The organism is Pseudomonas sp. B26(2017) (assembly GCF_002113045.1).
Classification (GTDB): domain Bacteria; phylum Pseudomonadota; class Gammaproteobacteria; order Pseudomonadales; family Pseudomonadaceae; genus Aquipseudomonas.
Window position 1 is genome coordinate 224,397 of the sequence record NZ_NEJJ01000012.1, and the last position, 8,130, is coordinate 232,526.

Consider the following 8,130-nt stretch of genomic DNA (forward strand, 5'->3'; position numbering starts at 1 on the left):
GTCACCGACTCCAAGGGCAGCGTGCCGCACAACGGCACCACCTTCGACACCAGCGTCACCGTCACCGGCAAGGCCAGCCCCGGCCAGACCGTGCAGCTCTATGACGGCGCCACCGCCGTCGCGCCCGTGACCAATGTCAACGCCAACGGCGACTGGAGCAAAACCTTCACCGGCCTGAGCGTCGCGCCACACAACATCAAGGCCAGGGCATTGTATGGGTCACAACTGGAGTCGGCGGTTCGTATCTTCACCGTACGCCAACGACTTACCGTGGATCCTTCCACCCTCATCCTGAACGGGCGCAATTACACCATCGCTGGCACAGGTTTGAATTGGGTGACTACGGGTAATGACCCTGCAGGTACCGCAGGGCGGAAAACCGTGTCAGGCGGTCAGCCCCCCTACACGTTTAAATCGTCTTCCCCAACAATCGCGTCCGTTGACAACACCGGCTTAGTCAGAAGCGAAGGTAATGGGATTGCCACCATTATCGTCGAGGACAGCGCTCAAAACTCTGTCACCTTCTCCGTTCAGACATCTAATGTGAGACAGATACTGGTCAATCATCAGCAACACTCAGCCGCTCAAGCGGCTGCGTGGATCTCAAGTATGGGCGCAACTCAGATTGATTCAGGTGCTGGCTGGCAATCTTTCTCCACCGTAGTTCGCACGAAATATACTCGCGGCCCGGGATTCGTGACCGAACACTATTTCACAGGAGGTAAAAATGGAAACAACTCGTATCACGTATCTGCAGTTGCTCATAACACCCATCCAGAGGGTTGGATCTATTTGACTTTTTCTGCAATAGCCACCCTCAAGGTCATCTGTGAAAAATAGCTCAGTTGAACTCATTCAAGATTCACGAGATTCAAATTGAGCGAGTGATGAGCGCCCGCTACGAAAGGTCTTTCTGGAAAAGGGCCCCCGCACCTGTGGCTAACGCAATTCAGGTTGCACAATTGTGGTTCATTACGCGCCCGCATCCGCTGAAGTAAAGCGTATAAAAACCAAGCGAAAAAAAGCCGCTACCCCCTCAAGGGGTAGCAGCTTTCTGATACTCAAGACCGTGACTTACCAGCTATACCTCACCCCAACATTCCCCCCCCAAGGCTGTTCGATATGCTCGCCATTGGCGTAATCCAGATCGACATGCACCTGCCATTTGTCCGACAACGCCACCGCCACACCCGTACCGAACTCCGCCCGTGAACCCGACAGGTCGTTGTTGAACACGTTGTTGTTGATCTTCACCTCATTGTTGTTCGCAAACTCATGAGCAATGGCCGCGCGCGCATAAGGTTGCGCCACAGCACCGTTGCCGATATCAAAATTGCGCCCGAACGTGGCGCCAGCCTTGCCCAGGAATGAGCGAGTGCGATCGCCATCGGCCTGCATGTCGTTGTCCAGGCTGAAGCGTTTGCCCTGGATCTGCGCGGCTGAAAACTGCGCGAAAGGTTCGATGAAGTAATCGTTGCTCAACTTGATGTGACGACCAGCCTCAACCGATGCACTGAAACCCCAGTTATCGTAATCGCCCTTGGCACGCGTGCCGTCACTCATTCCAACCTTGGCCTCATTGCGAAAGCGGTTGAATTTCAGCACGCCATCAACGTAGTAGCCGGTGTCGCGGTCCATCCACGTCACGTAAGGCCCGAAGTAGTAACTCTTGACCGTGCCCGAGGTGCCGTGTTCAAGACTCAGGTCCGATTGACTGTAACCACCCATCACGCCCACCAGAACATCGCTGTCATTCACCCGGGCATCAGCTCCGAGGGAAAGCCCTTGCTGGTTCTGCCTGTACGCCACACCGGAGCTTTCTGACACGTTGTACTGATTGCCATAGGTGCGTGCCCAGGCGCCCGACTGGCCACCGTTGAAGCGCAACTCACCCATGCGGCTGCGCAGTGAACTGGCTTCGCCGTACAACAGGGTGATCGGAGAGTTGAACAGGGCCAGCACCGCACTGGCACCAGGGCTGATCACCTGGGTGGTCGGATCGAGGAACCATTCAGTGCCGCCGGTTCCAACTGGTCGCCGGGCCAGGTCATAGGACCATGTCCCGAGATCCACTCGCCCGCCCGTCAGCGCAAAGTGCGCATCGCCAGCGGCGGTGTGCACCAGGGTCAGTTGCTGTGGATTGACTGCGTCCAGACCGGACGCCGCCACCAGCAAACCGAACTGCCCGGTCGCCACACCGGTGACGTTGAGGAAGTCATGCTGCCCCGTGGCGAAGTTGCCCTTCATGGCGAAAGTGCTGGAACCATCGGGCGAGCCGGCCAGCGTACCGACGTTCAACTGGTAAAAGGTATTCGGCACATCCTGCGCACCAAAGCGAACCGTCCCGCCATTCATCGCGAGCGTTCCTACGGTGTCGTTGCCCGTCAGGGTCCAGATCGAACCACTGTTGACGGTCACGGCATTGACCTTGTCGAGACGGCCGGTGAACTGCGAACTGTTCTGCAGGGTGACGTTGGCCGTGGAGCCGTTTTCGACCAGCACATCGCCGGTCATCCGGCCTTGATCGAAGGTCAGGTTGCCGGTGCTGTTGCCGGCGATGTTGATGTTGCCCTGCAACTCGCTGCTGGCGACGGTCATGGCGGCGGTGGAGGCACCCTGGACGTCGAGCAGATTATTGTTCCCGGCAAGCAGCCGGGCGCCGTTCGACAGGTTGATGGTTGCATTGGTCCCGCGATCAACGAGAACTGCTGAGCCATTGACCCCTTGCACAGTGGCGTTATTCAGAGTGAGCGTACGAGCGCCGACATTGGCCGTATCGTTGACCATGCGCACGCCTGTCGCCTGACCGGTGATGACCGTCCCGGCGGAGGCGTTCAACGCGCCGCCAAGAAGATTCGCACCAATGCCATTGCTGCCAGTACCGGTCACTTGCGTATTGGCCAGCGACAAAGTGCTGAGCCCCGTGACTTGCGCGCCGAAAACATCACCACGGATCTGACTGTTGGAAACATCCACAGTAGAGCCGCCAGCGGCAATCGAAGAACGGTTGACGGCCAGACCGATGTCGTCGCTGGTCACATTGGCCTGGTTGATGGTGCCCCGGCTGCTGGTGACCAGAATGCCTTCGACGCCAGGATTGCTGACGACCGTGGCGCCATTGATGGTCAGTGTCGATCCGGATCGAATGGTAATTGACTGGGTGGTGGCACCATTGACATTCAACACTGCGTTGTTACGCACCAGATAATCGATCGGCGTTGTCGTCGAATCGATATTCAGCGTCGTGTTATCGACAATGGTGGCTGCCAGTATGCCGCCGCTGGAAATGGAAATGGCTGGCATGACCATCAGAATACTCAACGCGTCTTTTACAGAAAGACGTTCAAGCCGCCCGCCAAATATTCTCATGACTTACCCACCTCTGATATACCCGTGCAAAAGTGCGAAATGCATTTTCGTAAAGAAATAGAGCGCGAAAACTAATCGGATTCCTCAAAAAAAAATGTAGGACAAGTCCGATAAACAAGGAAGAAAAATCCCTGACACTGATTTTATAAAAACGGGAGGCAACAGCCTCCCGTTTTTTTCTTTCAAATACTACAAGGTGTCGCATCACCATGCCTCATGAGCACCCTGACCAGGTGTCGCACTGACGGTGTAGGCCGCCCATCAATCACGGCTTCATAACTCACCGCCCCCCATGCATTTCCTGTATCAAGAAACTGCTGATACGGAAAGCGTATGGTAAAACCATTTTGCACATCCGAAGAATCCGGCTTATATGTAACCTTATCGTTATTACCCGGTATCTCAGTATTACCAGCGGAATCACTGTAGCCCTGATAAGTAAAAGTCAACGTCTGACCTTCCAGTTGCGGTTCTCCCCTCGGAATAAAAACCTCGATACATTTTATAAGCTCTGGATGGCTTTGCAATGAAGGGCAATTCAAATAACCAAAATCCGGATCGAGATGCTGGAAGGTTGCCTGAGGCACACTCCCCGGTCTGATGAACACATCTACATCCCGCGGCAGTGAGCGCTCTTCGTTATCGTTCACATCAGGATTGGTGACCTTATAAGTCACTGGAACTTCAGTGCCGTTCCCACCAGCATCTACAACTGACCAATCAATTGTCCAATCCAGGTCAGTCTCCGTACCATCCAACTGAAGAACACCGCCTTCAGCGTCTGTAACTTCAACTCCGTTCCAGATCAGAGTGGCAATATCCTTATCCTTGATACCCAGGTAAGCGGCCACTGTTACGTCAACATCCTGATCCTTGTCCAGCACCGTCAAAACGTTTATCGGATTGCCGCCCGCCCCTTGAACATCGACTGGAAGAAAATCGGGATTTGGGTCATCTGGACCTTCGCCGTCCCCTGGCCGGCGCAGATCGACTAGTACAGCGTCGTTTTTGGGGGGATTACTGGCAGGATGTCGAACCGTTCCACGTTTTATTTGATAGCTGACCTCAATGGTTTTTTCTCCGAGATCACCGTTATGCCAGTACGAATAAGGAATCTCTACATAAGTAGGGAAGCCAGCGATTTTTTGTGCTGGCACTACAACGCCATCGACGGTGACCTCAAGTTCATCACCCTCCACAAAATTGTCGTACTCAGCTTCGATCCCTACTCCAGGGCGCATCCGAGCGTCGGCGAGGTCGATCTTCTTCGGTGCCATGTCGTTATCAAACAGCGGAATACTTGGAGGTAGCAGATTTGCTGGAGGGTCCGTCAATGTTACGTTCACTCGTTTGAAAGGCGAATTTAGACTTCGGTTGCCTTTCCGATCCGTACGATAGTAAAAAATCGCTCTCTCACCCTCTTCATTTCCGACCATTGCGGTCGTCAGATTAAAGGTAACGGGATCAAGAGAATCGACAACAGTAAAATCTCCTACGTGTACCGGTGTCGGAAATGTCGAGCCAAAATAACATTCATACTTGTCCCCTATTTTTATATCGGCGACCCTTGGCATGGTAATCAGGACAAAACCGTTGGCATCCAGATAAGGCTTGGTAATCCCGTTGGCCTCCACCTCCGGAGGAAGAGAAACAAGACCGCTGACATCAGGTGGCGCAGTGTCGATATTGATGAGCAGATCCGGAATATCTTTAGTGTTCCCGCCATGATTGAGTACATAGCTCAACAAGTGCGGACCCGAGACATTCGTAAGCCCTGCTGGCAATACCATTGGAATTTCAAGAATTACAGGATCAAGAGGGGTTCGGTAGGTATACCGGGTGCCTTGCCGAGTGCCATTCCAAGTCAGATCTATAAACCCGTCAACGGGAGGATCATCGTCAGACCCGTCGAACCTGAGGACATTCACTTTCAATGCAAAACCCTGATACTGTTTGTGCAATTGATTCGGTTCATCGTCCATCTCATCAGGCAGCAGAGGATTATCATCATCCAGCTCAGGCGCTTCATAGCCCGCTTTCGGTGAATTTCGGAGAATACTCAAATAACGCTCACGACTTTGTACCGGGGTCAACTTAATGACATTTTTCATTTTGCTCATCCTTTCAATGACTTGATTAAATGACAAAGGGTATTGCATCCCCGTGCCAGAACACCTGGAACCAACCGCAAATCAAAAAACACTGCATTGGCACGACTGTGCGCATCAGCAGTTATTACACGCACAAACTTCCTGAAACACTTGCCCTTCGGGGAAATCACTCATTACAAAGATCCTTATCCGGTCCACAGACTTCCCCGCTGGGCATGGTTCTATTGATGATTACAAAATCCGGCCTCGACTCTCCCCGCCCACCATTGCTCTTTCTCAAAAAATAACGACAGAGCGCCGATCCGTTATTGACCATGGGCGCAATCAACTTTTGATAGTCCGTCACCAGCACGTCAAAACCATTGCGTGCCTCATCAATACTCAGCGTTTTCGGGAAAGAGTCTGCAGCGCCCGCAATAGGAGAAGTACCGTTGGGGCCCAGACACCCTTGCCAATGCAGCTCGACAACGTCGTTCTCGTCGAACGCGTCATTCCCTTTGACATGAACTTTTACATGCACCCACAACCGCGGGTTGGCGCAGCAATTGAGTAGCCCTTGTCGCCCGCCATCCGGGAAGGTCGGCTCGGGCAGATTCCTGATGATGATGATTGCCACGTTCACCAGGGTCGTCGGGGCCAACTGCTGATTCACACCGTTATCGGTGACGTAGCGCACGGGTAGTACGGGGTTTTCCTTGTCCAGGTCGATAAACGCCCAGGGGATGCTGAAGAAAATGATCTTCCCGGCCGTGTCCCCAGGCTGAACCTCGTACTCCGCGACGGGTGTGCTGATGGCTCCCCAATACAGAAAGACCTTTTCCCCCGGTACGGGATCGTCATGAAGCGCCAGTTGCCCTTCGGCAGGCAATTCGTAGTCATCGGGCAGCAGCTTGTTCAGCTCTTTTGAAACGGCGCCGTAAATCTCGACCTTTGCCAGCCTGGTGTTCAACAGTGCAGGTGCGTCGGGATGGTCTTGACCTGCGACTGTAAAGTTGTAGGGCACGGTTGTTTCAGGTGACGGCAGCGTCGGTATCCCGCCCCGGCTGACGCGGTAGTCGACATGCGCGTCCATGGGCCCGAGCCCGTCAGCCGTCAGCGTTGCCCAGGGCACGGTCGCGGTGAGTGGAAATGCCGCAGGATCGACATCAAGCGGTGCAAGATCATGACCGTTCCACCGGATCAGAAGTTTGTCGGAAGCATCCGGGTTGTCATAAGGGTCGATTTCGACCGTAACAGCCTTCTGGTTCGTGGCCCCTTCGCGGGCATGCTCGCGGTCGATCAATCCCCGGATCGACAAGGGCACACGAGGCGGCTTGAGGTTGCCGGGACCGGGTCTCAGATCGACAAACACCGGCAACAGCGTGGCGCGCGGCCCGATGTTGCCGGCCCAGTCACGCAACTTGTAATAAAAATATCGTGGGCCGTGCCCTCTGGCCCGAATGTCCGCTTCATAAATCGTGATGATCAACTGTTTCTGATCGATGTCCGGCTGGCTGAACTCTTGCTCGCGAATTTCCTGCTCCGAATCCGGCGGATTGTCGCTGTCGGTCAGGAAATAGATCGCACGATCCCGTGCCTTGGCATCCACATAAAACGGGACTTGAAACCTGACCTCGCCAAAACGGGTGAGATAGTCGTCGGTAATGACGTCACCGGGAACGTTCAGCAATATCAGGGCTCCGGGGCTTTGCCCATCATCCGGAGGCAGCCGATCTACCGTCACTCGAGTATCAAAGGAATTTTTCTTGTTCCCACCGTAATTCAACTCGTAGGACAAGGCGTAAATGCCATGCGCCAGCTTGTCCCGCGGGACTTTCAAGACCTTCTCACCCGGCGTATCGAATGTATCTTTGTACACCGGAGTGAAAGAGCCGCCCTCCAGCACCCAACTGATGGTAATGATGTAAGGGATGGGATCAGCGAAGGGGGGCGGTATCCAGTCGGGGACAATCACCTGCAGATCATCGCTTAAAGCACTGCGCGGCAGCAGCCCATCAGGACTTTCATCGCCGTTCTCATCCTTGAGGATGATCGGAACCCTGGGTTTTTCCAGTTCGGGATCTACAGAGTCGATCTGGTTTGGAGTCATCGGCATTACGGACGCCCTCTCACGAAATGGCCACGCCTCTTGAACATCTGCACGTTATCTGCAGGTTCATGATTCGTTGCTCTGACGTGATTTAACGGCGTTGCACATTCGCCGGCTACTGTCAGAAATTACAGGTTTTACTACCGTTCGTCGGGGATTGGGCTTGCAGTCAATTCGGCAGAGCGGCATAAACAGAAATGTTTAACAAACATACTCAGTGGCTGACCGACTCAGGCTACCCAGCCTCGCGCCGATGCCTACGCATCCTCCAGAATCCGCCGGTTTAGCGATGAGGCGTGGCGGCTCCGTCCAATCACGGAGATTCGCCATGATCAAACCCACGCCAAACCCGCCGGAAGTCGATTCGATTCGCCCTACGAAACCCTCGATTCAAAGAAACTCCATGGGACGGCGGGTTTTATCATTTCAGCCTTCAGGTCAACCGTTCGTCTTAAACCCGCCCGCACCTGTAATTTCTGACAGTAGCCAGCCTCGGTTCAGCGCCATTCAATACCTCCATCGCCCCGCCATTCGATCGGAGTTCGCGCCATGGCTGTCAAC

3 protein-coding genes and 2 pseudogenes are annotated in these 8,130 nt (G+C 54.1%); 2 read left to right on the top strand and 3 right to left on the bottom strand.

Annotated elements, in window-relative coordinates; translation table 11 throughout:
- A pseudogene (locus tag CAF79_RS29195) lies at positions 1–840 on the top strand (Ig-like domain-containing protein); the annotation flags it as partial.
- A gap of 234 nt (positions 841–1,074) precedes the next feature.
- On the opposite strand, the gene CAF79_RS19395 reads toward CAF79_RS29195, so the two are convergent.
- From CAF79_RS19395 to CAF79_RS19405, 3 genes are all read right to left on the bottom strand, one after another.
- Positions 1,075–3,369, bottom strand: coding sequence for an autotransporter outer membrane beta-barrel domain-containing protein (locus CAF79_RS19395; RefSeq protein WP_085699587.1), 2,295 nt, complete (start codon positions 3,367–3,369; stop codon positions 1,075–1,077).
- A 182-nt stretch (positions 3,370–3,551) separates the two neighbouring features.
- Positions 3,552–5,480, bottom strand: coding sequence for a hypothetical protein (locus CAF79_RS19400; protein WP_170929748.1), 1,929 nt, complete (start codon positions 5,478–5,480; stop codon positions 3,552–3,554).
- Between the two features lie 166 nt (positions 5,481–5,646).
- The gene (locus CAF79_RS19405; RefSeq protein ID WP_256579425.1) at positions 5,647–7,575 is read right to left on the bottom strand and encodes a hypothetical protein; all 1,929 of its coding nucleotides are present in this window, start codon (positions 7,573–7,575) and stop codon (positions 5,647–5,649) included.
- A gap of 322 nt (positions 7,576–7,897) precedes the next feature.
- On the opposite strand from CAF79_RS19405, the pseudogene CAF79_RS29335 reads away from it, so the two are divergent.
- Positions 7,898–8,130: pseudogene (locus CAF79_RS29335) on the top strand (hypothetical protein); the annotation flags it as partial.

Coding starts and splice junctions, on each gene's coding strand:
- CAF79_RS19395 (WP_085699587.1), bottom strand. CDS start 3,369: ATGAGAATATTTGGCGGGCGGCTTGAACGTCTTTCTGTAAAAGACGCG.
- CAF79_RS19400 (WP_170929748.1), bottom strand. CDS start 5,480: ATGAAAAATGTCATTAAGTTGACCCCGGTACAAAGTCGTGAGCGTTAT.
- CAF79_RS19405 (WP_256579425.1), bottom strand. CDS start 7,575: ATGCCGATGACTCCAAACCAGATCGACTCTGTAGATCCCGAACTGGAA.